Here is a 24,187-nt window from a genome sequence, read left to right on the forward strand (position 1 = left end):
ATTCGATGTAGTCCAAGCATTTATTGCTAATAAACCACAGACGACGCATTTTTCCTTGTACACTTAACTTGCCCTATGGAATTATTTAGATTATGACCACTCAGTTAGAACACACCATGTCCAGTAACCGGCTTTCAGATCTCCTAGCGTACGACCCGAACAACCTGCTTGATTCGTTAATCAGCAAGTTGAACCTTAAAAACGATGCGGCGCTTTCGCGTGCGCTGGAAGTGGCACCTCCCGTTATTAGCAAGATTCGCCATCGCCGTCTGCCGGTCGGTGCCTCGCTGCTGATCCGCATGCACGAAGTCAGCGATCTCAGCATCCGCGACCTGCGCGTTCTCATGGGCGATCGGCGTGACAAGTTCCGCATTAGCGACAAGCAATTCAAGCCAAAGGATGGAACGTCTGGTGGCCAGGACGATTCACAAGACTGATTTACAAGGCTGAATTACAGGGCTGAATTACAAAGCCAATAATCGGGATCCTCTTTTCAGATGATCCCTTTTTGGTTTGCCCTCCGGTCAGGCCAGCGCGAACCAGCATGGGCACGGCACCTCAGGCCGGAAATATACCGGTCGACAAGTAGCGATCGCCACGATCACAGACGATGAATACGATCGTCGCATTCTCAACGCTCTGAGAAATCCTCAGTGCAACCTCACATGCACCCGCAGCAGACGGGCCGCAAAAAATACCTTCCTCAGCAGCAAGTCGTCTTGCCATTGTCTCGGCAGATGACTGGCTGACGTTTTCAACCTGGTCGACGCGTGTCCGGTCAAAAATCTTTGGCAGGTAGGCTTCCGGCCATTTTCGAATGCCGGGAATCTGCGATCCTTCCTCCGGTTGCGCGCCAACGATCTGGATCGCCGAATTTTTTTCCTTCAAAAATTGCGATACGCCCATGATGGTGCCGGTGGTACCCATCGCGCTGACGAAGTGTGTGACCTTGCCGTCGGTATCGCGCCAGATTTCCGGGCCTGTCGTCTGATAATGGGCCAATGGATTGTCCGGGTTACCGAACTGATCAAGAATCGTGCCCTGACCATCCTTTTGCATTTGTTCAGCCAGATCACGGGCGTATTCCATGCCACCCGTTTTGGGTGTCAGAATAATCTTGGCACCGTAAGCCGCCATGCTTTGCTTGCGTTCCTCGCTGAGGTTTTCGGGCATCAGCAAGATCATTTTGTAGCCGCGCATTGCAGCGACCATCGCCAGTGCAATTCCGGTATTGCCGCTGGTTGCTTCAATCAGCGTATCGCCCGGCTTGATGACGCCACGCTCTTCGGCATGCAGGATCATCGAGTGTGCAGCACGGTCCTTGACCGACCCCGCCGGATTATTGCCTTCTAGCTTGCCGAGGATGATGTTGTTACGCTGCGCGACGCTGTCGCCACCGATACGCGTGAGCTGGATTAGCGGCGTGTTGCCAATCGTGTCTTCTAAAGTCAGGTAAGCCATGGTATCCAGTCGCGTCAAGTTAAGCCGGTCATTCTAAACGCAGAAGTATCAGCGCGTCCTGATGACCGGCATCACCGCAACGGCAAGCAGTTATTTCGCCGGCTCCGTGGCCTTGCGGGGATTGCCGTCCACGGTCAAACCGGCATCGGAAAGCCGGACTGCACTTTTTTTCTTGATACCTTTGACGCGCTGCTCGAGGTCTGCCCAACTCTTGAATTTCCCGCTTTTCTGGCGCTCATCGAGGATGGCTTGCGACATGCGCGGTCCGATACCCTTGATACCGTCGAGCGCGGCCTGATCAGCCTGATTGACATCGACACTGGCTGCCGCATGACAGGAACTGGCAAGCAACAGCGCGCTTGCGATTGCCAGTAAACATTTTTTGATCATCAACTTCCCCTGTTCTAACGTGGTTGAATTATTGAAGAAGCAGTATTCAACAAGCCAGGAAGAACAGGTCGCTTTTGGTGTTCTGCTGCTATCGGCATCACACCAATTACTTGTCTTGCGTTAGCCAAACAACTCTTCGCTGGTAACCGTCGCCGTTCCGAGCTTGCCAACGACAATACCCCCCGCTTTGTTAGCCAGCAGGACCGCTTCCGACAGGGTTTTCCCTGCACCGAGCATCGCCGCCATCGTGGCAATGACGGTATCGCCAGCACCCGAGACGTCATAGACCTCCCTGGTCATCGCGGGTGTGTGCAGTACTTCGGTGTCCGTGTACAGAGTCATGCCCTCTTCAGATCGCGTCAGTAGCAAGGCCTCCAACCTGAGTGACTGGCGCAATTGCTGCGCCTTCGCGGTCAGTTCACTTTCATCGCGCCAACTGCCAACAACGCGCCTGAATTCGGATTTATTCGGGGTGAGCAGCGAAGCGCCTGCATAACGCGAAAAATCATCACCCTTCGGATCAACCAGCGTGCGCTTGCCGAGTCGTACCGCCGACGCAATCATCTCGGCGACATTGACCAGGCTGCCTTTGGCATAGTCAGACAGCACGATGACATCGTATTGTGGCAACAGCGCGTTGTACTGCGTCAGTTTGTCGCGCAAGACGATATCGGTCGGGGCTTCCTCGAAATCGATTCGCAGCAATTGCTGTTGCCTGCCAATCACGCGCAATTTGATGATGGTCGAGATGGCCGGATCACGATTCAGAAAGCAACCGATCTTCAATTCGGCCAATTGCAGCGCGATCGTATCTGCCGCCTCGTCCTGTCCGACCACACCAAGCAAACCGACCTGCGCACCCAGCATGGCGGCATTGCGTGCCACGTTGGCAGCACCACCCAGACGTTCTTCGCGCCGCTCGACGCGCACGATGGGCACCGGTGCTTCCGGTGAAATCCGGCTGACCTCGCCGAACCAGTAACGATCGAGCATGATGTCGCCCACCACCAGAATGCGACTGGCAGCCAAGGCGTTCGGGTGCGCGGTCATGCCTGCGTCAGGACAGAACGGCCAATGCCGTGATACTCAATGCCCGCAACAACCATCGCCTCCGGCTCGAACAGATTGCGGCCATCGAAGATCACCGGCGTTTTTAATAGCTTTTTCAGGGTTCCAAAATCAGGACTGCGGAACGCTTTCCATTCGGTAACGATCACCAGTGCATCCGCTTCGTTGAGCGCATCGGTCGGATTGTCACAAAAACGGATGCGTGCCGCTGCCGCAGCGTCAGCGGCGAAGTCCAGCGCCAGCGCACGTCGTGCCTCGCTCATCGCGACCGGATCGTACACCGCCACGGAAGCGCCACGCGCCAGCAATTCAGCGATCAGCACCCGCGACGAGGCTTCGCGCATGTCATCGGTGTTAGGCTTGAAGGCCAGCCCCCAGATGGCAAAGTGCCGTCCGGCCAGGTCAGCACCAAATCGACTGACGATCTTGCCACCCAACACGTGTTTCTGACGATCGTTGACGGCTTCGACGGCACGCAGGATCAGCAATTCCTGGCCATGCGCACGGGCGGTGCGCTCCAGCGCCTGTACGTCTTTCGGGAAACAGGAGCCGCCATATCCGCAACCGGCGTAAAGGAAACTGTAGCCGATACGCGGGTCCGAACCGATGCCCTGGCGCACCGACTCGATATCAACACCCACGTGGTCCGCCAGATTAGCCAGTTCATTCATGAACGAAATACGCGTCGCCAGCATCGCATTGGCAGCGTATTTGGTGAACTCCGCCGAGCGGACGTCCATCCAGAAAGTGCGCTCATGATTGCGATTGAATGGGGCATACAGGTTCTTCATGAGCTGACGCGCCTGCGTTCCGCCGGGCGTCGAGTCGCAGCCAATGACAATGCGGTCGGGGCGCATGAAGTCTTCGACGGCTGCGCCCTCTTTCAGGAACTCCGGGTTGGAGACGACCGAAAAAGTAGCCGTGCTATTGCGGTCAGTTAATGCCGCTTGTATCGACTCAGTGACCTTGTCGGCGGTGCCTACGGGGACGGTTGATTTATCAACGATAACCTTGAAGCCAGTCATGTGCCGACCGATATTGCGCGCCGCCGCCAGCACATATTGCAGATCGGCAGAACCATCTTCATCCGGCGGCGTGCCGACCGCGATGAACTGGATATCACCATGCGCGACACTCGCCGCCACGTCCGTAGAAAATGTCAGCCGTCCGGCAGCGCGATTGCGCGCAACCACATCGGCCAGTCCCGGCTCGTGAATCGGAATGCCGCCGGCATTGAGCAGGTCGATCTTGCTCTGGTCGACATCAAGACAGAACACATTATTGCCAAGTTCGGCCAGACAGGCCCCCGTGACAAGGCCAACATAGCCGGTGCCAATTATCGTTATTTTCATTGCATGGTTCTCGCTGCAAATGCACGCCCGCCGTGACAGGCGCGCCGGTTGGTTAGTTCATCACGTTCAATTCTTCGGTACGGCGCGGCGAATAGGTTTCCCAGCGACTGCAACCCGGACATTGCCAGTAGAACTGGCGTGCCTTGAAGCCGCAATGACTACACTGATAACGTGCCAGTTTCTGCGCATAACCATGTACCAGATTCTTGACTAGCGATAACTCGGGCCGCACGCTGGGAGGCGCGTCCATCAGGCGGGCATCAAGTAACTTGTCGAGCCCCAGCAAGGTCGGCGTGCGACGCAATTCGTCGCTGACCAACTGGTTCGCTGCTTCAACGCCATCGAGCTCCAGCACCGCCTTGAACACGACCTCCAGCAAATCGATCGACGAGGCGTCGGCCATATACGACTTGAGCAGGTTGGCACCTTCTTGCGCTCGCCCGAGCGTCCGGTAGCCGTCCATTAACCGCTGCGCCACCAGCGCGACATGCGGCACGCTTTGCTGCTCGACCCGCCGCCAGGCAAGCAACGCTGCTTCGACATCGCCCTTGGCGAGGAACACGTCGCCAATCAGCAGTGTCGCTCGGACGTTCTTGCGGTCTGCCAGCAAGGCTTTCTCGAGGACTTTCAACGCGGAGTCGGCATGGGTGTGCACCAGTTCGTCCTGGGCGATTTCGCAATAGAACTGGGCGATCTCTTTTTGCCGACCGCCGGCACCGGACTCTTGCAATGCCGTGGCCGCGTCGATGGCACGCGTCCATTCTTTTTCACGCTGATAGATCTCGAGCAGTGCGCGGCGGGCTTGTGCGCTGTACTGCGTTTCAACGAGCAGGTTGAAGGTTTCCTCGGCGCGATCGAGCAAGCCTGCTTTCAGGTAATCCTGTCCAAGTTCGTATTGCGCGTGAACCTGGTGTTCGAGCGGCAGATCGGGACGCGCCAGCAAATTCTGATGCACTCTGATGGCCCGTTCGGTTTCGCCGCGACGGCGGAACAGGTTACCCAGCGCGAAGTGCAACTCCACTGTTTCGGGGTCAAGCTTGACGATTTCAATGAAGGCGTCGATAGCTTTGTCAGGTTGCTCGTTGAGCAGGAAATTCAATCCCTTGAAGTAACCGTTCGGCAAGGTGCGCGACTCGGCAATCAGTTGACGGATATCAACCCGGGCCGCGATCCAGCCAAGGCCAAAAAAAATCGGAATACCAAGTAACCACCAAATTTCAAATTCCATGTGTTACCAGGACTTTCATGTGTTTGATCGAGCGTTCGTAAAATAATTAGCTCACAACCGTATCAGGTTGCGGTGGCTGGGACCGTGCTTCACGTACAGTCTTCTGCTCTTGCAACATCGTCGCAATTACTTTTTTGTGGCGAGTCAGTTCACGACGATGCCGTACAAAAGACGGCAGCATGCCGAATACGCCGAGGATCGCACCGATGGCAAAAAAACCGAATAACAGCATGACCAGCGGGCCACGGATTTCATAGCCGAGGAAAAAGTTCAACGCGGCTTCCTGCGTATTCTTCAACGCGAAACCAAAAAACAGCACTGCTACCAGCACAGATAAAATTTTAAGCAGGAATTTCATGTGCCTCTCCTTGTTGGCAAAGCGGATGTTATCAGCCCGTGATGCCCAAACGGTGGAATACGAAACGGTCAATTAGTTGCCGTCATCAATTCGGATCGACGAAATTGTACGTGAAAAAAAACGGCATCCGAGGATGCCGTTTTATTTTCATGCAAACAATTCAGTCCTCGATGATCGGTTGCCCGACCATCGCATCAACCCGCTCACGCAATTCCTTGCCAGGCTTGAAGTGCGGCACCCGTTTTTCGGGAACCATCACCTTTTCACCCGACTTCGGGTTACGTCCAATCCGAGGCGGCCGACTGTTCAATGAAAAACTGCCGAACCCGCGTATCTCGATGCGCTGGCCTGAGGCCAGCGCATCGGTCATTGCGTCGAGAATTGTCTTGACCGCGTAGTCCGCATCTTTTGCTACCAGCTGCGGGTACCGTTCGGCCAAGCGAGCGATAAGTTCCGACTTAGTCATTTACAAGCGCGGCAACAATTAGTTCTTGTTGTCGAATTTAGCTTTCAGCAAAGCGCCGAGGCTGGTGGTTCCGGAAGCAGCGTTCGAATCGGTAGCGGTCGACATCTTGCGCATTTCTTCTTGCGTTTCGACATTGTCTTTTGCCTTGATCGACAACTGGATACCGCGAGCTTTACGGTCGATGTTCAGCACCATGGCTTCGACGCTGTCGCCAACTTTCAGGTGCGTACCGGCATCTTCAACGCGATCGCGCGAGATTTCGGAAGCGCGCAAGTAGCCTTCGACTTCTTCGGACAACTGGATCACGGCGCCCTTAGGCTCGACCATCTTGACGATACCGGTGACCAGCGAACCCTTGTCGTTCATGGCTGCGAAGTTGTTGAACGGATCGCCTTCGAGTTGCTTGACGCCCAGTGAAACGCGCTCGCGCTCGACATCGATGGCCAACACGATGGCTTCGAGTTCGTCGCCCTTTTTGAAGCGGCGGACAGCTTCTTCGCCTGTTTCGGTCCACGACAGATCCGACAAATGCACCAGACCGTCGATGTTGCCAGCCAGGCCGATGAACACGCCGAAGTCGGTGATCGACTTGATCGCGCCGCGGACTTTGTCGCCCTTCTTGTGGGTGACAGCAAAGTCATCCCAAGGATTGGCTTTGCACTGCTTCATGCCGAGGCTGATACGACGACGCTCTTCGTCGATCTCAAGAACCATGACTTCAACTTCATCGCCCAATTGGACAACTTTGTTTGGTGCGACGTTCTTGTTGGTCCAGTCCATTTCGGACACGTGGACCAGACCTTCGATACCCTGCTCGACTTCAACGAATGCGCCGTAGTCGGTGAGGTTCGTGACCTTGCCGAACAGACGGGTGCTTTGTGGGTAACGACGTGACAGACCGGTCCAAGGATCGTCGCCCAGTTGCTTGACGCCCAGCGAAACGCGGTTCTTTTCTTGATCGTACTTGAGGACCTTGGCAGTGATTTCCTGACCGACGGTCAGCACTTCCGATGGGTGACGCACACGACGCCATGCCAGATCGGTGATGTGCAACAGACCATCGATACCGCCCAGGTCCACGAAGGCGCCATAGTCGGTGATGTTCTTGACGATACCGGTAACGACGGTACCTTCTTTCAGCGTTTCCATCAGTTTCTGACGCTCTTCACCCATCGATGCTTCGATGACGGCGCGGCGGGACAGAACGACGTTGTTACGCTTGCGGTCCAGTTTGATGACCTTGAATTCGAGGGTCTTGCCTTCGAACGGGGTGGTGTCCTTGACCGGACGGGTATCGACCAGCGAACCTGGAAGGAACGCGCGAATACCATTGGTCAGCACGGTCAGACCGCCTTTGACCTTGCCATTGACGGTACCGATAACGATCTCGCCGGACTCCATCGCTTTTTCGAGCGAGAGCCACGATGCGAGGCGCTTGGCCTTGTCGCGGGACAGGATGGTATCGCCGAAGCCGTTTTCCAACGATTCGATGGCAACAGAAATGAAATCACCAACGTTGACTTCGAGTTCGCCATTGTCGTTTTTGAATTCTTCGATTGGAATGAACGCTTCTGACTTCAGACCAGCGTTGACGATAACGAAGTTATGGTCAAGACGGACGACTTCAGCAGAGATCACTTCGCCGGAACGCATGTCCTGGCGCAACAACGATTCTTCAAAAAGAGCGGCAAAACTTTCCATACCAACAGCGGATTCAGTAGATGAGACAGTAGTCATAGCGAGGTTTTGAGCAGGTTGCCTGTGGTGGAGACGCTCAACGTGAACGGGCCAGTCAGAGGGTTAGGTGTGTTTATGTTCATTGCCGCTTTGCGCGACAGGGAACGCCAGATAGAACAATTACTTAGTTGCTTTGCTGCGTTACTTTGCTGCGGGATGAGCATCTTCCCGCTTGCGTGCTGCTGCGTACCAGGCCAGTACCTGAGCGACTGCATCTTCTGCGGTCATGTTCGAGGTTTCCAGCAAGTGCGCGTCCTCGGCGGGCCTGAGCGGCGCAATGATGCGGCTTGCATCGCGTTCATCGCGTTCGTTCAAATCTTTTTGGAGATCGTGCAGTGTAGCAGACATTCCTTTGCCGATCAATTGCTTGAAACGCCGCTCTGCGCGCGCTTCCGCAGTCGCGGTCAAAAAAACTTTAAGCGTGGCACGCGGAAAAATCACCGTCCCCATGTCGCGTCCATCGGCAACCAGTCCCGGCGGCGATCGAAAGCCGAGTTGCAGTGCATAGAGCGCCTGCCGCACTGTCGGCAATGTCGCGATGCACGACGCGAACTTGCCAACCGCTTCGGCACGAATCGCCGCGGTCACGTCCTCGTTCGACAGGAACACATGCTCGCCCTTGAAGTGGCAATTGAGGCCGGCTGCGGCCTTGGCCAAACCGTGTTCATCGTTTGGCTCGACATGCTTGCGCATCGCCGACAGCGCGGTAAGCCGGTACAGGGCACCGGAGTCGAGGTAGTGAAATCCCAGCCGTACGGCTACAAGATGCGCGACCGTGCCTTTGCCCGACGCGGTCGGGCCATCGATGGTTATGACGGGAATGGGGGTCAAAGGCATGGTTTAAGACTTCACAAAGAGGGCGTGGCGACTGTCGCGAAGACGTCGAAATAATCAGGGAAGGTTTTTGCCACGCAGTCGGGATCGTTGATCCGGATCTGTGCGCCGCGCTGCGCGGCACCATCGAGCGATGCCAGAGAAAAGCACATCGCCATCCGGTGATCGTCGTAAGTAGCGATCTCGGCGGCGGTGAGTTCGACCGGCGGCGTGATACGCAGGTAGTCGGCACCCTCCTCGACGGTCGCGCCCAGCTTGCGCAATTCGGTTGCCATCGCATGAATGCGGTCGGTTTCCTTGACGCGCCAGCTACCGATATTACGCAGCGTGCTGGGACCATCGGCGTAAAGCGCGGCCATCGCGATCGTCATGGCGGCATCGGGGATGTGGTTGAAATCGGCATCGATGGCTTTGAGGACACCGTTTGCGCTGGACTCGATCCAGTTCTCGCCCATCGTGATGGTCGCGCCCATTTGTCGCAACGCGTCGACGAAACGCACGTCGCCCTGAATACTGTTGCTGCCGACTCCCTCGACCCGCACCGGTCCACCGGCAATCGCACCGGCCGCCAGAAAATACGAGGCCGACGACGCATCACCTTCAACATGGATGCGACCGGGACTGACATAGCATTGAGCGGCGGCGATGGTGAACGATTGCCAGCCGTCACGCTCGACCTCGACACCGAAGCGGCGCATCAGGTTGATCGTGATCTCGATGTAAGGCTTGGAAATGAGCTCGCCAATGACGTTGATCTTGACCGCTTGCGTGCGCGCGATCAGCGGCGCGACCATCAGCAGCGCAGTGAGAAACTGGCTCGATACATTGCCGCGAACGTCCAGCGACTGCGTGTGGATCTGTCCGGTACGAATGTGCAGTGGCGGAAAGCCAGCCACGCCGGTGCAGGCGATCTTCGCGCCGATGGCATTGAGTGCGTCGACCAGATCACCAATCGGCCGCTCGTGCATCCGCGCCACGCCGTGCAGCGTGTAATCACCACCAACGATTGCCAGCGCCGCCGTCAGTGGGCGGATCGCCGTACCGGCATTGCCCATGAACAGGTCAGCTCGCTGATTCGGAAACTTGCCGGCGCCGCCAGTGACGGTGTAATCCTGTGTGGCACCGCTACGCTGCCAATCGATACCCAATGATTGCAACGCGGTGAGCATCACGTGGGTATCGTCGGAGGCCAGCAAATCACGGATATCGGTTGTGCCTTCGGCCAGCGCAGCCAACAGCAGTACCCGATTTGAAATACTTTTAGAACCCGGCAAACGGACTGTGCCCTGCGCGCGTTGCGCCGGTTGCAGATCAATGTGCGGAGGGTATTGTCGCATCAGTCACCACCTCGTTTTACTTGCAGCTCTGCAGCCTCGATCGCACTGATCCAGTTATGCCGCGCTTGCTGCGCATTGGTATAAATCGCTTCAAGTCCGGCACCATCGCGTTCGGCCAGCAGGGCCCGCAAGCCGTGCAATTGATCGAGGTAGGAGTCGAGCTCAGTGAGCAACGCCGGCTGGTTGGCCAGCGAGATATCGCGCCACATTTCCGGCGACGAACCGGCAATGCGCGTGAAATCCCGAAACCCGCTGGCTGCATACTGGAACAGCAATTCGGCATGCGGCTTGCGCGCAATATCGTCGACCAGCGCATACGACAGCAGGTGCGGTAAATGGCTGACCGCGGCAAAGATGCGATCGTGATCAGCGGCACTGAGCCGATGAATCATGGCACCGCAAGCCTGCCATGCCTGGGCCACCCGCTCGATATCGGCGGCGCTGTTTTCCGGCAAGGCGGTCAGTACGACTTTTTTGCCGACATACAAATCAACGATCGCCGCTTCCGGACCGTTCTGTTCGCGACCAGCAATCGGATGACCGGGAACGAACTGGCCGATCTTGTCACCCAGCGCAGCACGCGCCGCCGCGACGACATCGGCCTTGGTGCTGCCTGCATCGGTGACAACCGTACCTGCTTGCAGATACGGTTGTATCGACCGCAAGATGGCCTCGGTTTGCGCTACCGGAGCAGCGATCAATACCAAGTCGGCATCGCGTACCGCGTCTTCGACAGATGCCGCAATGGTGTCGATGATACCCAGCGCCTGCGCTCGCACCAGCACGCCAGGGGTGCGGCCAAAGCCGACGATGTGATCGACGCGGCCGGCACGCGTCAAGGCCAGCGCGAACGAACCGCCGATCAGGCCAACACCGAAGATGGCGACTTTTTTCAGCATGGTGGTCAGGCGAGTATTCCGGTTAGTGCAGCGATGAAGGTGGCATTCTCGGCCGGCAAACCGATCGAGATGCGCAGCCATTGCGGCAAGCCGTAATTGCCGACAGGCCGCACGATTACGCCGCATTTGAGCAGGGCCAGGTTGACGCGTGCGCCGGCACCGTCATCGTCACCGACCTTGACCAGTACGAAGTTGCCCGACGACGGCACATACTGCAACCCGAGCGTATTGAACGCGGCCGTCAGCTGCGCGTAACCGGCGTCGTTGATCTGTGCACCCTTGGCCAGAAAAGCATGGTCGTTCAATGCCGCAATCGCAGCGGCTTGCGCCATCGAATTGACATTGAATGGCTGGCGAATCCGGTTGAGCAAATCCGTCACCGCCGGTTGCGCGATACCAAAGCCGATGCGTAATCCGGCCAGCCCGTAGGCCTTGGACAAACTGCGCGAGACCAGCAAGTTCGGATACTGACGCACCCAGGCGATCGAGTCATATTGCAATGCGGGCGGTAGATACTCGTTGTAGGCTTCATCGAGCACGACCACGATGTGCGACGGCACCTGTGCAAGGAACCCGGCGATCGCGGCCGCCGGCAAAAAAGTACCGGTAGGATTGTTCGGATTAGCGATGAAGATCAATCGCGTGGCGGGTGTGATCGCCGCCGCCATCGCATCGAGATCGTGCCCAAAATCTCTGGCGGCGACCACCACCGATTTGCCGCCAACCGCCTGCGTTGCCAGTGGATATACCGCGAACGAGTACTGCGCGTAAATCACTTCCTGGCCTGGTTCGACAAACGCATGCGCCGCCAGTTCGAGAATGTCGTTGCTGCCATTGCCCAGCGTGACCCACTCTTGCGCGACATCATGCTTGGTACCGATCACGGCTTTCAGCGCGAAGCCGTTGGCGTCCGGATAGCGACCGAGATCCTCCATCGCTTCCAGCATCGCCAGTCGTGCCGACTCCGGCATGCCGAGCGGATTTTCATTCGACGCCAGCTTGACGATGCTTGCTTCATCAAGCCCGAATTCACGGGCGACTTCGGAAATCGGTTTACCGCCCTGATAGGGAGCGATCGCACGGACGTAGTCGGGGCCGAATTGAAATGACATGATGGATTTCCGCGTTAGTGTTATTGGAAGAGCGTCTACAGGCTGGCGGGATAGGAACCCAGTAGCTTGAAAAACGCGGCATTGGTTTTGAGCTCATCGAGTGCCCGCGCGACTTTGGCATCGTGCGCATGACCCTCGACATCGACATAAAAATAGTATTCCCAGGTACCCATGCGCGCCGGTCGTGACTCGAACCGCGTCATCGAGACGCCGTTTGCCGCCAGCGGCGCCAGCAGATTGTAGACCGCACCCGGCTTGTTCGGCACCGACAGCACCAGCGAGGTCTGGTCCGTGCCGCTTGGCGTCGTGTGCAAGCGGCCAATGATGGCAAAGCGGGTCCGGTTGTGGGGATCGTCCTGAATATGCGCATTGACTACTTGCAGGCCGTACTTGGCACCGGCAATTTCGCTGGCCACGGCGGCGCAATGCGGGTCATCACCTGCCATGCGGGCCGCTTCGCCATTCGATGCCACAGCATGACGCGCGATGCCGGCCACATTCATGTTCAGCCAGACCTGGCACTGCGCCAGTGCTTGCGAATGCGCGCAGATCTGCGTGATGCCGTCTAGCGTGCCGGAACGCGTCATCAAACTGTGATGGACCGGGATCGAAATTTCGCCACTGATGGCGAGCGTGGTTTGCAGCAGCAAATCAAGCGTGCGATTGATCACGCCCTCTGACGAGTTCTCGATCGGCACGACGCCGAAGTCAGCGGTCCCGGCTTCGGTGGCGCGAAACACTTCATCGATCGAGGCGCACGGCATGCCTTCGACCGCGTGTCCGAACTGCTGATAAACAGCTTGTTCGCTGAAGGTGCCAGCCGGTCCGAGATAGGCGACCGTGACGCGCTTTTCGAGCGCGCGGCAGGCCGACATGATTTCGCGAAAGATGGTCTGCACATCAGTTGCCACCAGCGGGCCGGGATTGCGTTCGGCGACGCTGCGCAAGACTTGCGCTTCGCGTTCGGGACGAAATACCGGCGCATTGGTTTCAGCTTTGACGTGGCCGACTTCCTGGGCCACGCTGGCGCGCTGGTTGAGCAACGCAAGAATTTGCGCGTCAATCGAATCGATCTGTTCGCGCAGCGGTTTGAGTTTGCTATCGATGGTCATTCGTCGGCCTGTGGTTGGTCACGTTGGTCACGCGCGGCACGATGCCGCGCTGGCGCAAGGGGTTTTACCGGTGAGCACTTTCAAATTCCTGCATCCAGGAAATCAGCGCTTGTACGCCTTCGATAGGCATCGCGTTGTAGATCGATGCACGCATGCCGCCGACGGACTTGTGGCCCTTGAGCTGCAGCAAATGGCGTTGTTTTGCGCCCGCCAGAAATGCGTCGTTCCGTGTTTCGTCGCGCAGGAAAAAAGGCACGTTCATGCGCGACCGGTCAACGCCGGCCACGCGATTAAAGTACAGCTTGCTGTTGTCGATGTACTCGTACAGCAGCGTCGCCTTGGTGATATTGCGCTGCTCCATCGCGGCCACGCCACCCTGACGCTTGAGCCACTGAAAGACCAGCCCCGCGATATAAATTCCGTAGGTCGGCGGCGTGTTGTACATCGAACCGTTCTCGGCCACGATTTTCCAGTCGAAGGCCGACGGGCAAATCGGCAATGCATGACCGAGCAAGTCATCCCGCACGATGACGATGGTCAGGCCAGCCGGACCGATATTTTTTTGCGCTCCGGCGAACAGCACGCCGTGTTTGCTGACATCGATCACGCGCGACAAAATATGCGACGAGACATCGGCCACCAATGGCGCATCGTTGGTATCGGCGGCGATATCGGGGGGCACCCCGATCTCGACGCCATCGATGGTTTCGTTACTGCAGATATGCACATAGGCCGGGTCGGCCGAGAGCGCCCAGTCAGCGCGCGCCGGCACGCGATCAAAGCCAGTGGCCTTGGACGACGCGGCGACATTGACCTGCGCATACTTGCCGGCTTCCTTGATCGACTTGCCGGTCCAGGAACCCGTGTGAATGAAATCGATCACCGCTGGCTGCGCTTTGCGACCGAGCAGATTCATCGGCACGATCGCGTTTTCAGCCAGGCCACCGCCCTGCAGGAACAGTATCTGGTAGTTGTCCGGCACCGCCATCAGCTCGCGCAAATCCTTTTGCGCCGCCGCCATGATGGACATGAATTCGGGACCGCGATGACTCATCTCCATGACCGACATGCCACTGCCGTGCCAGTCGAGCATGTCGGCTGCGGCTTCGACCAGTACTTCGCGCGGCAATACGGCAGGACCGGCGGAAAAATTGAATACGGTGCTCATGGCTTACTCTTTTTCGTCATCGGCCGGAGTGTCATCGATTGCCGTGTCTGCAGCACCGACGCCCTCATCCTCTTCGTCGACATCCGGTTCGACAATGCGCTGCAAGCCGCTCAGCTTGGTGCCATCTTCGACGGCGATCAATGTCACGCCTTGCGTGGCGCGACCCATTTCGCGGATCTCGGCAACCCGGGTACGGATCAGAACGCCACCGGTGGTGATCAGCATGATTTCATCGGATGGTTCGACCAGCGTTGCAGCGACCACGCGACCATTCCGTTCGCTAGTCTGGATGGCGATCATTCCTTTTGTGCCGCGACCGTGACGGGTGTATTCAGCGATCGGGGTGCGCTTGCCGAAACCGTTTTCAGTCGCAGTCAGCACGGATTGCTGTTCGTTTTCTGCTACCAGCAACGCGATGACTTGCTGGCCTTCCTCGAGGTTCATGCCGCGCACGCCGCGGGCGGTACGGCCCATCGGACGCACATCGTTTTCATCGAAGCGCACCGCCTTGCCGGAGTCCGAGAATAGCATCACGTCATGCTGGCCATCGGTCAGCGCGGCACCAATCAGGAAGTCACCTTCATCGAGATCGACCGCAATGATGCCGGCCTTGCGCGGATTGCTGAAATCGCTCAGTGGTGTTTTCTTGACGGTACCAAGACTGGTCGCCATGAAAATATAGCGGTCTTCCGGGAAGCTGCGGTTGTCGCCGGATACCGGCAGGATCACCGTAACTTTTTCACCGTCAAGCAGCGGGAACATGTTGACGATCGGCTTGCCGCGCGAATTGCGCGAGCCTTGCGGCACTTCCCAGACCTTGAGCCAGTACAGGCGACCACGGTTGCTGAAGCACAGAATGTAGTCGTGAGTATTGGCGATGAAGAGCTGATCGATCCAGTCGTCGTCCTTGGTTGCCATCGCTTGCTTGCCGCGCCCGCCACGCTTTTGCGCGCGGTATTCGGACATCGGTTGCGACTTCATGTAACCCGTGTGCGACAGCGTGACCACCATGTCTTGCGGCGTGATCAGATCTTCGGTGCCCAGATCGGTGGCATTGTGCTCGATGAACGAGCGACGCTCGTCCTTGGCACCAATACCGTATTCCATCTTGGCCGCAGTCAGTTCGTCGACGATGATGATCGTCACGCGCTCCGGCTTGGACAGGATGTCGAGCAAGTCGGCGATCTGCGCCATGACTTCCTTGTACTCGTTGACGATCTTGTCCTGCTCCAGACCCGTCAGGCGCTGCAGACGCATCTGCAAAATTTCCTGCGCCTGATCGTCCGACAGCTTGTACAAGCCATCCGGCTGGATGCCGTAATGCTTGGGCAGGTTCTCGGGGCGGAAGGCATTGATGCCACCGAGTGCTTCTTCGCCGGTGCGCACCAGCATCTCGCGCACAACCGATGAATCCCACGCCCGTGCCATCAGTTCGACCTTGGCAATCGGTGGCGTTGGCGCGGCCTTGATGATGGCAATGAAGTCATCGATATTGGCCAGCGCAACAGCCAGGCCTTCGAGTACATGCCCGCGTTCACGCGCGCGGCGCAGCTCGAAAATAGTCCGGCGTGTGACGACTTCGCGACGATGCGACAGGAAACACTGAAGCATCTGCTTGAGATTGAGCAACTTCGGCTGCCCATCAACCAGCGCCACCATGTTCATGCCGAAGGTGTCTTGCAGCTGGGTCTGCTTGTACAAATTATTGAGCACGACTTCCGGTACTTCGGCGCGTTTCAGTTCGATGACAACCCGCATGCCAGACTTGTCTGATTCATCGCGGATGTCGGAAATACCGTCGAGCTTCTTGTCGCGCACCAGTTCTGCAATGCGTTCAAGCAGAGACTTCTTATTCACCTGGTACGGCAACTCGTCGACGATGATCGCCGTCCGGCTTTCCTTGCCGTACTCCTCGAAATGGGTCTTGGCGCGCATGACGATGCGACCTCGACCGGTACGATAGCCGTCGCGAACACCGGAGACGCCATAGATGATGCCGGCGGTCGGGAAGTCCGGAGCGGGAATGATTTCGATCAGTTCATCGATGGTGCAATCGGCATTGCGTAATACATACAGTGCGCCATCGATGACTTCAGTAATGTTATGCGGCGGGATGTTTGTTGCCATGCCGACGGCGATTCCTGAAGCGCCATTGATCAGCAGATTCGGGATCCGGGTCGGCAGCACCGTCGGTTCCTTTTCCTTGCCATCATAGTTCGGCACAAAATCGACCGTATCTTTGTCGATATCGGCAAGGATTTCATTGGCAATCTTGTCGAGCCGGCACTCGGTGTAGCGCATCGCTGCGGCGTTATCGCCATCGACCGAACCAAAATTACCCTGTCCGTCGACCAGCGTGTAGCGCAAAGAAAAATCCTGCGCCATCCGTACGAGCGTGTCGTAGATCGATTGGTCGCCATGCGGGTGGTATTTACCCATGACTTCACCGACGACGCGCGCGCATTTCACGTACGGTCGATTCCAGACGTTATTCATTTCGTGCATCGCAAACAGTACCCGGCGATGCACCGGCTTGAGCCCGTCTCGCACGTCAGGCAATGCCCTCCCGACAATCACGCTCATCGCGTAGTCTAGGTAGCTTTTGCGCATCTCGTCTTCAAGTGAAATCGGGATAGTTTCTTTAGCGAATTGATCCATGGGAGAGTGAACTGTTCTTTGACTAAGGTTGTGGTGCGTTGCACATGGCGCGCCAGTGTCGCAATTGAGCCATCTAAGCCTTCGATTTTAGCATGCGCGTCGAGGGGCTCTGCGCTTTTAGGCGCGGACCGGGTCAGCGCCCAGACTTGCTAATTCTGTCAACCAGACAAGAAATTATGCTTAAATGTGCGAGGGTTCACTGACTGACCGGCTAACGGCATCAGCCCAGCTCATCAGCTCATCTAAATTTAAATCTTATGTTCAATAAATTGACTTTCAGCCTACTGTCAGGACTGCTTGTCTTTGACGCCACGGCGCAAACATTTCCTGATGTCCGGACCAACTCTCAATCCAGTGCCTACGCACAAGACGGCCGTGGCACGATTACTCGCAGCGGCACCGGACTTTGCTGGCGTACCGGATATTGGTCAACGACAGACGCCGCAACCGGGTGCGATGGAGAATTGACATCCCCCCTTGCCCGGCCAACAGCGCCTGACTTGGTTCCATCCACAGCCAAAAATGCCGATGCTGCGCCTCTGGCGCTGATTGCACCGGCCAGTCGTTGCGATTTCAGCATCACGCTGCAAGGCGACATCGCTTTTGCCTTTGGCAAAGCCAACATAGCGGGCAATGCTGGTGATCGTATAAAACACGATTACCAAGACCGCGTTGGACGCTGCAGTCGTATCGAATCCATTTCTGTTACCGGCCATACTGATCGCATTGGCTCGGTAGCAAATAATGCCTATTTATCAGAACAACGCGCAAAAGCGGCTGCAGCACTACTGGGTATTAATCTTAATTCCACGCAAGTCAGCATAGCGGGCATCGGCAGCACCCAGTCGATCACGTCTTGCCCGGAAAATCTTACTCGATCAGAATTAATTGCCTGCCTAGCCGACGACCGGCGCGCCACGATAGAAGTTCATGGCGAAGCAAGGTAACAGGAGAGCCGATTTTTAAAAAACCCGGCTTTCATGGCGCACCAGTATTCTTTATGGACAAAACCCAAGGGGGAGTTACGACGCTTTCCGGCTAGCCCGGGCTAATTGCTGGACTCGGAGCATAGTCGCCCGCTACTTGCCGTTATCAACCCCGGCAAAAAATCTGAATCAGGAGAGTCTGCGGTCGTCTATGTGGCGGCAATCCATATTGACCCTGTTCAGCAATTTGATTTCCCCCGCGAGCCGGACTGAGCACAGTTAATTACCGAGTCTGGAGCTGCCCATTCCGGGAGCGCCGCTACCAGAACAGGATCGCCGCACCTCAGCATTCCTTGCCCTGACACACCAAAATAATAGCGTCGCTATGTTGCAAATAAACGACACATTATTAGAATCATATTTTCACCTGATTGACGAGCAGCGTCATGCTGTCAACCTTGTGCCAAAATCATGCAAAATTGATTTAATAAGGGACGCGAATCTCTTAAGCGAAGCCCTTGCAGCCCGTGGTAGTATCCATTTTTTTTGATGTCGTAGCATTTGTTGCGCAGTTTGATCTGCGGATATCCCAACCGAGAGGAGAAACATGAATAAATTAGTAAAACTCGTCTTCGCTGCGTCCGCAGTCGTCGCCCTGTCTGCCCAAGCGCAGGAAAATATCCAAGCCAAAACGCCGACCAGCGCTTATGTTCAAGATGCTCGTGGCGTCATTGTTCGTGACCCGTTTGGCCTGTGCTGGCGCACCGGTTACTGGACCCCTGCAGATGCAGTTCCAGGCTGCGATGGTGAAATCGCCAAACCAGCAATGACCCCAGTTGCTGCTCCAGCACCAGCTCCTGCACCGGCCCCGGTAGTTGTTGTACCAGCGCCAGTTTCAGAAAAAGTCACCTTCGCTGCTGACGCCTTCTTTGACTTCGACAAATCAGTGTTGAAGCCAGACGGCAAAGCCAAGCTCGATGATCTTGCATCGAAACTGCAAGGCATGAATCTGGAAGTAATCATCGCTGTCGGTCATACTGACTCAGTTGGTACAGATGCCTACAACCAGAAACTGTCGGTTCGCCGCTCAGAAGCTGTCAAGGCGTATTTGGTTTCAAAAGGTATTGAAGCCAATCGCGTCTACACCGAAGGCAAGGGCGAAAAGCAACCTGTTGCAGACAACAAGTCAGCAGCTGGCCGCGCAAAAAATCGCCGCGTTGAAATCGAAGTTGTTGGTACACGTACCAAGTAATTTCAAACCGCAGCACCCAAAACCCGCCTAGGCGGTAATGCCGTTCAGTTAGCTCTGAACGGCATTTTTCGTTAACCGATCGCACGGAGTATCCGGAGACCAAAACCAAGTTCGTACGCTATCTCGTTCGGGTCTTGGAGAAGACGCTTAACTGTACGGTCTTGCACCTCGGCGGCGTTTTTTTATTGCGAAGGCAATTAATGCCCGCGCCGTGCGCTGGCAGCGCATTCCCGCTATCATTCAGGCCATGAACGCAGACCCTCAAGAACTCAAAAAATTTAGTGACCTCGCGCACCGCTGGTGGGATCCCACTTCCGAATTTCGCCCACTGCATCAAATTAATCCGTTGCGTCTGGAGTGGATCAATGCACGGATTCCCCTGGCCAACAAAACAGTGCTCGATATTGGTTGCGGAGGCGGTATTCTTGCCGAATCAATGGCACGTAAAGGTGCCACTGTCACAGGTATCGACCTGTCGGAAAAAGCCCTTAAAGTAGCGGATTTGCACAGCCTGGAAGCAGGCATTGAAATGCGCTATGAAATGATCTCGGCAGAGAACATGGCACAACGCGAACCGGCGTCATTCGATGTCGTGACCTGCATGGAAATGCTGGAACACGTTCCCGACCCCGAGGCAATCGTGCGCGCCTGCGCAACCTTGGTCAAACCGGGCGGCAAAGTGTTTTTTTCGACGCTCAATCGCAATCCAAAATCCTATCTGTTCGCCATTATCGGTGCCGAATACGTGTTGCGGTTGCTTCCCAAAGGAACGCACGATTACAGCAAATTCATCACGCCCTCCGAGCTGTCCCGCTATGCGCGTGTTGCTGACCTGAATGTCGATAGGCTCAAGGGGTTGACGTATAACCCTTTCCTCAAATCCTACAGCTTGAACGGCAATACCGATGTCAACTACATGGTGGCCTGCACTCGGCCAATAATGTAACTTCCCACTTTCGTTCACTGGAAAACCGACATGCTATTGGCGACACCTCGCGTCATCCTGTTTGATCTTGACGGCACGCTCGTGGACAGCGCGCCGGATCTGGCTGGCGCAATGAACCGGCTGCAACGAGAGCGCGGGCTCCCTCTAAGCCCTTATGATCTATTGCGACCCCATGCCTCTGCAGGTGCGCGTGGATTGATTTTTGCAGCGTTCGGAATACGCCCAGAGGACCATGACTACGAAGCCCTGCGCGTTGCATTTCTCGATATCTATGCAGCGAATATTGCTGAAAACAGCCATTTGTTTTCCGGTATCACCAACCTGCTAAATCACTTGCACCAGCGAGATATCGCCTGGGGAATTGTCACTAACAAAGCGGCGCGCTTTACTGACGCTCTGGTACCCCAACTTGCCTTGTCAGCCGCCGCCTGTGTCGTATCCGGGGATACGACACCACATGCAAAGCCACATCCGGCACCACTACTCGAAGCTGCCCGTCAAATTGGCGTCGCAGCCGAACAGTGCTGGTACGTCGGCGATGATTTACGGGACATCGAAGCCGGCCGCGCAGCGGGCATGGCAACCGTCTCGGTAGGCTGGGGTTATGGCAATCCGCACCACCCGATTGCTTGGGACGCGGACATGCATGCAACCACTCCAGCAGACTTGATGACCTTGATCACACCAGGAGCCTAACTTTCAGCATGCCCCGAGTGACCTGGTGCGTTATAATTCAATCTGCTTGGGGGCGACCTGGTTTCGACAGGGGTTGCAAAGCAGCGCAGGGCATACCGAGGGCTGGTCACCTCGTAAATACAACCAGAAAAAACATAACTGCAAACGATAACTCGTACGCACTAGCAGCTTAATTGCTGTCTAGCTCTACACCATCTCTTCCCTGGGGTGGGCTGGCAACAGTAGTAGAGTCATTCACAGGGAATCGCTCTGAATCGGGTCACTTGATTCAAGGCTAAATCCAAGGTGACTCGTCTTGCCACAGCGTGTGCGTCCGCGTTGGCCGGACTAAATCAAATGGCAGCACTAAGTATGTAGAACTGTCTGTAGAGTACTCTTGGACGCGGGTTCGATTCCCGCCGCCTCCACCAAGTACATTATTTCGTTTAAAGTAAAAGACTTACGGTAAATTAGAAATCACGATTTACCCCTTATCTTTACCCCCTCTCCGCAGACCCTCCTTGGGTCTGTTTTTGTTTCAGCGGTAGGTGGCCCCTGAAGAGTCCCTGGAAAGGGTCCTTCATGTTCCCCCTCGGGGTTGCATGTCGGGTTTCCTGGGATCTCTTCAGTTGCCATTGCTTAGATCCAACCGTTGAACGCATCCCTCGCTGTCGCTTGGGTTCCGTTGATCCAGAGCGTACCAAGTGCGAGCTATATCAGCGCCGCATCGACATCGCCCTGAGCTGCCTGGGCGGCGATCTGGTGGCTCAGTGGCACCCGGGTTCCCCCTGCTGGAAAATCTGCATGAAGGCGATTTTTGGATGAAACCAGAAAATTCTCTGTCTACCGATAGTTTAAAAGCCGGAGTCACATAGACGGTCGTTCATGTGACTCCAAAAAAAAAGAGCATCAAAACTGACCAACATTCAATCACATTGGCCGCCACATGGACTACGTCTCGTGAAGGATCACGAAGTGACGGTAAGAACAAGAGTCTGAAATTCTCGTGGATTTGGGCTTAGAACCCCGAGCTGGTGCGGGGCGTGCTGACCAAGGCGGCCGGGCGAGGCGCCGAGATCGTGCTGGCCACCGACCACGACGAGGCCGGGAAGAAGCTGATGGCCGAAGTGGCACGGCTGGCCCCGGAGGGGACAAGGTTATTTTCCCAGGAACCTTCCCATGGGAAGGACTGGAACGAGCAATTGTAGGAACACGAGTGCCGCCGAAGCCTGCAGGAGCGCGAACAGGCACAGGAAAAAGTGAAGCAGCGCAGTCATGATGTAGTGGTCAAGTAAATTAAGACATAGCGATAGGTTTTTTTACTGCCATGTTCCGCTCGAAGGCGGAGGGCGACAGGTTGCCCAGTACGGAATGCAATCTGGTGCAGTTGTAGAAGCCGACGATGTAGTCGGTGACGTCATTTTTTGCTTCCGCCTGGTTGGCATAAGTGCGCTGCCAGACCCGCTCCATTTTGAGGTTTAGGAAGAAGCGTTCTGCTACTGCGTTGTCCCAGCAATTCGCTCGGCGGCTCATGCTGCAAATGAAGCCCTGCTCGGTCAGAAGTGCCTGATATTGCTTGCTGGCGTATTGGCTGCCACGATCGCTGTGCACGATCAATCCCGGTGCCGGACGGCGCTGGGCAATGGCCATCTGGAGCGCCTCGCAGACCAGTTCGGCAGGCATGCTCGGTGCCATCGCCCAGCCCACCACTTTGCGCGAGAACAGGTCCAGCACCATCGCTAGATACAGCCAGCCAGTACCGGTTCGGATATAGGTAATGTCGGTCACGAAGGCGGTATTGGGCGTGGCCGGATTGAACTGCCGTGCCAGGATATTGTCGGCAATCGGCAGGGCGTGGTTGCTGTCAGTCGTATGGATAAACTTGCGCTTCCAGACTGGCTTGAGACCCGCCCGGCGCATCAGGCTGCGCGCCTTGTAGCGGCCAATATCGATGCCTTGTGCCGCCAGGGCGCTGACCAGGCGCCTGCTGCCGTAGCTTTGCTGGCTGGCGGTGAAAGCGGCCTTCAGGTGGACACCAACCTTACATAAAAGCGGTTTGGCAGGACGGGACTGTGCGCTGTAATAACCGGCACGGCTGACCGACAAAACCCGGCAACTTTGCTGGACGGGGATGGCCTGCTTTTGCAGTTGTGTAATCAGCGCGTAGCTCATTTCAATTCCCGGGCAAAGAAGGCCGAGGCCTTTTTTAAAATATCGACGTCGCCTCGCAATTGACGGTTTTCGTGTTCCAGTTGGCGGATGCGCTGCTGGTCAGCCGTCAACGGATTCCCGATGCCGCGCTGGCCGCTTTGCTCGGCATCATATTGTTTGATCCAGCGACGAATCGCGGTCTCACCGATATCCATGCTCTGACTGACCTGTGTGGTCGTCAGTCCCTGTTCCTTGATCATACGAACGACTTCCAGCTTCAGGCTGATGTCGAATTGCCGGCGTTGCTTTGTCATTGATTTTTCCTCTGGTGGTGGAGTTTCCCACCTATCGAGGTGTCTGCACAAATTAGACCACTACATGAAATGGATCGTTAAGGCATCAGACCTAAGAACAAAAAAGCCCGCATCAGCGGGCTTTTCATCACTCAAAAAGCTAGATTACGCTTCTTTTTTCCCTGATTTGCGGCGTGACATGAAGCCCATCAGGCCCAAGCCAGCGAGCAACATGGCATAGGTTTCTGGCTCAGGAACTGCTGAAACGGTCACAGCCCACTGGCCCGCATTGGCTAGAACGCTGCCATGTCCACCCGCTTTTCCAAAATAATCGAACTGGACGCCATCATAGAGCGTGTGTTGTGATTGAACGAAGAAGTTGCCGGGCGACGAAATACCTATATACCAGCCGTCTATGACACCAGCCGCATTCGTTCTAACGAAAAATCCGCTATCTGTGATGTTAGCGGTATTGGTAACGGAATCGCCCACGACGCTGCCCGTAAATGAGAACGAGACTGGAGCTACTCTTTGATATCCTAAATTCGGCCCCAGTGCCTCAGCAAAATCCAATACACCAGACAGGTGGTCAGATGTCGAATAAGGTGAGGTGGCGCTAGTTGAAAAATTATTACCAGTATAAGTGTAGGTCACATCGGCGCGCGCTGAACCAACGCTTAAGAATAGAAAAGCGAGTAGCGATACGCCTGTGCGATGAAAAGATGTCATTGTTGATCCCCTGTAGTTGAAAGAAATTGACCTTG

23 protein-coding genes and 1 other RNA gene are annotated in these 24,187 nt (G+C 56.1%); 7 read left to right on the plus strand and 17 right to left on the minus strand.

Features of this window, described 5'->3' with window-relative positions; all coding sequences use genetic code 11:
• The first annotated feature begins 92 nt into the window (after positions 1–92).
• Positions 93–437 carry a hypothetical protein gene (locus tag QN370_RS15555; RefSeq protein WP_322128564.1) on the plus strand — a complete coding sequence of 115 codons (345 nt, stop codon included), beginning with the start codon at positions 93–95 and terminating at the stop codon, positions 435–437.
• 121 nt (positions 438–558) lie between these two features.
• Here QN370_RS15555 and cysM read toward each other — a convergent pair whose 3' ends face one another.
• The 15 genes from cysM to gyrA all read right to left on the minus strand — a co-directional run bounded on the left by cysM (position 559) and on the right by gyrA (position 17,180).
• A complete protein-coding gene (gene cysM / locus QN370_RS15560; RefSeq protein WP_322128565.1) occupies positions 559–1,461 on the minus strand; it encodes a cysteine synthase CysM in 903 nt (300 codons plus the stop codon).
• A 90-nt stretch (positions 1,462–1,551) separates the two neighbouring features.
• Positions 1,552–1,851 carry a ComEA family DNA-binding protein gene (locus tag QN370_RS15565; protein WP_322128566.1) on the minus strand — a complete coding sequence of 100 codons (300 nt, stop codon included), beginning with the start codon at positions 1,849–1,851 and terminating at the stop codon, positions 1,552–1,554.
• A 120-nt stretch (positions 1,852–1,971) separates the two neighbouring features.
• Positions 1,972–2,901 (minus strand): D-glycero-beta-D-manno-heptose-7-phosphate kinase, encoded by a 930-nt coding sequence (gene rfaE1 / locus QN370_RS15570; protein ID WP_322128567.1) that lies wholly within the window; start codon positions 2,899–2,901, stop codon positions 1,972–1,974.
• Positions 2,898–4,271: a UDP-glucose/GDP-mannose dehydrogenase family protein gene (locus tag QN370_RS15575; RefSeq protein ID WP_322128568.1), complete on the minus strand. Its 1,374-nt coding sequence runs from the start codon at positions 4,269–4,271 to the stop codon at positions 2,898–2,900. Before QN370_RS15575 ends, rfaE1 begins: the two co-directional genes overlap by 4 nt.
• A 52-nt stretch (positions 4,272–4,323) precedes the next feature.
• Positions 4,324–5,499 (minus strand): lipopolysaccharide assembly protein LapB, encoded by a 1,176-nt coding sequence (gene lapB / locus QN370_RS15580; protein WP_322128569.1) that lies wholly within the window; start codon positions 5,497–5,499, stop codon positions 4,324–4,326.
• A 46-nt stretch (positions 5,500–5,545) separates the two neighbouring features.
• Positions 5,546–5,929: a LapA family protein gene (locus QN370_RS15585; protein WP_322128570.1), complete on the minus strand. Its 384-nt coding sequence runs from the start codon at positions 5,927–5,929 to the stop codon at positions 5,546–5,548.
• Between the two features lie 88 nt (positions 5,930–6,017).
• Complete coding sequence (locus QN370_RS15590) at positions 6,018–6,323, minus strand: integration host factor subunit beta (RefSeq protein WP_322128571.1); 306 nt, start codon at positions 6,321–6,323, stop codon at positions 6,018–6,020.
• Between the two features lie 18 nt (positions 6,324–6,341).
• The gene (rpsA, locus tag QN370_RS15595; RefSeq protein ID WP_322128572.1) at positions 6,342–8,060 is read right to left on the minus strand and encodes a 30S ribosomal protein S1; all 1,719 of its coding nucleotides are present in this window, start codon (positions 8,058–8,060) and stop codon (positions 6,342–6,344) included.
• 141 nt (positions 8,061–8,201) lie between these two features.
• Positions 8,202–8,897 carry a (d)CMP kinase gene (gene cmk / locus QN370_RS15600; protein ID WP_322128573.1) on the minus strand — a complete coding sequence of 232 codons (696 nt, stop codon included), beginning with the start codon at positions 8,895–8,897 and terminating at the stop codon, positions 8,202–8,204.
• 11 nt (positions 8,898–8,908) lie between these two features.
• Entirely contained in the window at positions 8,909–10,231 is a 1,323-nt protein-coding gene (aroA, locus tag QN370_RS15605) for a 3-phosphoshikimate 1-carboxyvinyltransferase (RefSeq protein WP_322128574.1), read from the minus strand.
• The gene (locus QN370_RS15610; protein WP_322128575.1) at positions 10,231–11,130 is read right to left on the minus strand and encodes a prephenate dehydrogenase; all 900 of its coding nucleotides are present in this window, start codon (positions 11,128–11,130) and stop codon (positions 10,231–10,233) included. The genes aroA and QN370_RS15610 overlap by 1 nt, the downstream gene beginning before the upstream one ends.
• A 5-nt stretch (positions 11,131–11,135) precedes the next feature.
• Positions 11,136–12,242, minus strand: coding sequence for a histidinol-phosphate transaminase (gene hisC, locus QN370_RS15615; protein ID WP_322128576.1), 1,107 nt, complete (start codon positions 12,240–12,242; stop codon positions 11,136–11,138).
• 35 nt (positions 12,243–12,277) lie between these two features.
• Positions 12,278–13,354, minus strand: coding sequence for a prephenate dehydratase (pheA, locus tag QN370_RS15620; RefSeq protein WP_322128577.1), 1,077 nt, complete (start codon positions 13,352–13,354; stop codon positions 12,278–12,280).
• A gap of 64 nt (positions 13,355–13,418) precedes the next feature.
• Positions 13,419–14,522, minus strand: a complete 1,104-nt coding sequence (gene serC, locus QN370_RS15625) for a 3-phosphoserine/phosphohydroxythreonine transaminase (RefSeq protein ID WP_322128578.1) — start codon at positions 14,520–14,522, stop codon at positions 13,419–13,421.
• Positions 14,523–14,525: 3 nt separating this feature from the next.
• Complete coding sequence (gene gyrA / locus QN370_RS15630) at positions 14,526–17,180, minus strand: DNA gyrase subunit A (RefSeq protein WP_322128579.1); 2,655 nt, start codon at positions 17,178–17,180, stop codon at positions 14,526–14,528.
• Positions 17,181–17,437: 257 nt separating this feature from the next.
• Here gyrA and QN370_RS15635 point away from each other — a divergent pair, with 257 nt between their 5' ends.
• The 6 genes from QN370_RS15635 (at position 17,438) to QN370_RS15660 (ending at position 22,187) form a co-directional block, all read left to right on the plus strand.
• Entirely contained in the window at positions 17,438–18,127 is a 690-nt protein-coding gene (locus QN370_RS15635; RefSeq protein ID WP_322128580.1) for an OmpA family protein, read from the plus strand.
• Between the two features lie 586 nt (positions 18,128–18,713).
• Positions 18,714–19,358 (plus strand): outer membrane protein OmpA, encoded by a 645-nt coding sequence (gene ompA, locus QN370_RS15640; protein WP_322128581.1) that lies wholly within the window; start codon positions 18,714–18,716, stop codon positions 19,356–19,358.
• Between the two features lie 247 nt (positions 19,359–19,605).
• Positions 19,606–20,304 (plus strand): bifunctional 2-polyprenyl-6-hydroxyphenol methylase/3-demethylubiquinol 3-O-methyltransferase UbiG, encoded by a 699-nt coding sequence (gene ubiG / locus QN370_RS15645; protein ID WP_322129189.1) that lies wholly within the window; start codon positions 19,606–19,608, stop codon positions 20,302–20,304.
• A 30-nt stretch (positions 20,305–20,334) separates the two neighbouring features.
• Positions 20,335–21,000: an HAD-IA family hydrolase gene (locus tag QN370_RS15650; RefSeq protein WP_322128582.1), complete on the plus strand. Its 666-nt coding sequence runs from the start codon at positions 20,335–20,337 to the stop codon at positions 20,998–21,000.
• Positions 21,001–21,048: 48 nt separating this feature from the next.
• Positions 21,049–21,410, plus strand: a transfer-messenger RNA (tmRNA) gene (gene ssrA, locus QN370_RS15655).
• Positions 21,411–22,022: 612 nt separating this feature from the next.
• Positions 22,023–22,187, plus strand: coding sequence for a toprim domain-containing protein (locus tag QN370_RS15660; RefSeq protein WP_322128583.1), 165 nt, complete (start codon positions 22,023–22,025; stop codon positions 22,185–22,187).
• Between the two features lie 88 nt (positions 22,188–22,275).
• Here QN370_RS15660 and QN370_RS15665 read toward each other — a convergent pair.
• Both QN370_RS15665 and QN370_RS15670 read right to left on the minus strand, forming a co-directional pair.
• Positions 22,276–23,444 (minus strand): IS3 family transposase gene (locus tag QN370_RS15665; protein WP_322128584.1). Its coding sequence is split into 2 segments (ribosomal slippage): positions 22,276–23,177 and positions 23,177–23,444, totalling 1,170 coding nucleotides; the frame shifts between segments, so codons are not numbered across the junction.
• A 144-nt stretch (positions 23,445–23,588) separates the two neighbouring features.
• A complete protein-coding gene (locus tag QN370_RS15670; protein WP_323581747.1) occupies positions 23,589–24,152 on the minus strand; it encodes a PEP-CTERM sorting domain-containing protein in 564 nt (187 codons plus the stop codon).
• Between the last annotated feature and the right edge of the window lie 35 nt (positions 24,153–24,187).

Origin of the sequence: Actimicrobium sp. CCI2.3 (assembly GCF_035019065.1) — a bacterium.
Taxonomy (GTDB): Bacteria; Pseudomonadota; Gammaproteobacteria; order Burkholderiales; family Burkholderiaceae_D; genus Actimicrobium.

Bases quoted from the DNA above. Each gene is read 5' to 3' on its own strand.
- QN370_RS15565 (WP_322128566.1), bottom strand. From the start codon at position 1,851: ATGATCAAAAAATGTTTACTGGCAATCGCAAGCGCGCTGTTGCTTGCC.
- QN370_RS15555 (WP_322128564.1), top strand. From the start codon at position 93: ATGACCACTCAGTTAGAACACACCATGTCCAGTAACCGGCTTTCAGAT.
- cysM (WP_322128565.1), bottom strand. From the start codon at position 1,461: ATGGCTTACCTGACTTTAGAAGACACGATTGGCAACACGCCGCTAATC.
- ompA (WP_322128581.1), top strand. From the start codon at position 18,714: ATGAATAAATTAGTAAAACTCGTCTTCGCTGCGTCCGCAGTCGTCGCC.
- QN370_RS15635 (WP_322128580.1), top strand. From the start codon at position 17,438: ATGTTCAATAAATTGACTTTCAGCCTACTGTCAGGACTGCTTGTCTTT.
- QN370_RS15590 (WP_322128571.1), bottom strand. From the start codon at position 6,323: ATGACTAAGTCGGAACTTATCGCTCGCTTGGCCGAACGGTACCCGCAG.
- QN370_RS15650 (WP_322128582.1), top strand. From the start codon at position 20,335: ATGCTATTGGCGACACCTCGCGTCATCCTGTTTGATCTTGACGGCACG.
- QN370_RS15670 (WP_323581747.1), bottom strand. From the start codon at position 24,152: ATGACATCTTTTCATCGCACAGGCGTATCGCTACTCGCTTTTCTATTC.
- ubiG (WP_322129189.1), top strand. From the start codon at position 19,606: ATGAACGCAGACCCTCAAGAACTCAAAAAATTTAGTGACCTCGCGCAC.
- pheA (WP_322128577.1), bottom strand. From the start codon at position 13,354: ATGACCATCGATAGCAAACTCAAACCGCTGCGCGAACAGATCGATTCG.
- cmk (WP_322128573.1), bottom strand. From the start codon at position 8,897: ATGCCTTTGACCCCCATTCCCGTCATAACCATCGATGGCCCGACCGCG.
- QN370_RS15610 (WP_322128575.1), bottom strand. From the start codon at position 11,130: ATGCTGAAAAAAGTCGCCATCTTCGGTGTTGGCCTGATCGGCGGTTCG.
- lapB (WP_322128569.1), bottom strand. From the start codon at position 5,499: ATGGAATTTGAAATTTGGTGGTTACTTGGTATTCCGATTTTTTTTGGC.
- rpsA (WP_322128572.1), bottom strand. From the start codon at position 8,060: ATGACTACTGTCTCATCTACTGAATCCGCTGTTGGTATGGAAAGTTTT.
- serC (WP_322128578.1), bottom strand. From the start codon at position 14,522: ATGAGCACCGTATTCAATTTTTCCGCCGGTCCTGCCGTATTGCCGCGC.
- hisC (WP_322128576.1), bottom strand. From the start codon at position 12,242: ATGTCATTTCAATTCGGCCCCGACTACGTCCGTGCGATCGCTCCCTAT.
- QN370_RS15575 (WP_322128568.1), bottom strand. From the start codon at position 4,271: ATGAAAATAACGATAATTGGCACCGGCTATGTTGGCCTTGTCACGGGG.
- gyrA (WP_322128579.1), bottom strand. From the start codon at position 17,180: ATGGATCAATTCGCTAAAGAAACTATCCCGATTTCACTTGAAGACGAG.
- aroA (WP_322128574.1), bottom strand. From the start codon at position 10,231: ATGCGACAATACCCTCCGCACATTGATCTGCAACCGGCGCAACGCGCG.
- rfaE1 (WP_322128567.1), bottom strand. From the start codon at position 2,901: ATGACCGCGCACCCGAACGCCTTGGCTGCCAGTCGCATTCTGGTGGTG.